This is a genomic window from Streptomyces sp. XM83C (genome assembly GCF_023072675.1).
Taxonomy (GTDB): Bacteria; Actinomycetota; Actinomycetes; order Streptomycetales; family Streptomycetaceae; genus Streptomyces; species Streptomyces thermocoprophilus.
On sequence record NZ_JALLGL010000702.1, the window covers coordinates 1 to 250 of the forward strand.

1 pseudogene is annotated in these 250 nt (G+C 64.8%); it reads left to right on the forward strand.

The window, feature by feature from the left end:
* Positions 1-54 precede the first annotated feature (54 nt).
* Positions 55-250: pseudogene (locus MTQ10_RS31130) on the forward strand (NF041680 family putative transposase); the annotation flags it as partial.

Below are 250 nucleotides of genomic sequence, written 5' to 3' on the forward strand. Positions count from 1 at the left end.
CCGAGCATGTGATCCGACCAAGGAACACACAAGCTCAGCACGAAGGCCGTGGGGATGAGTCTGCTGCATCACGTCGTCCGGCAGGATCCGTTTGCGGAACTGTCACGCTTCCGGGGTGAGTTCCATTCCTGTCTGACCAGGCGTGCGGACGCCCTGTTCGAGCTCGCGGACGCGGTGTTGTGCGCCGATGGTCCAGTCCGGTCGCTGGTGGAACTGTCGCTGGTGGGCGAACACCGTCGCGGGCACGGCG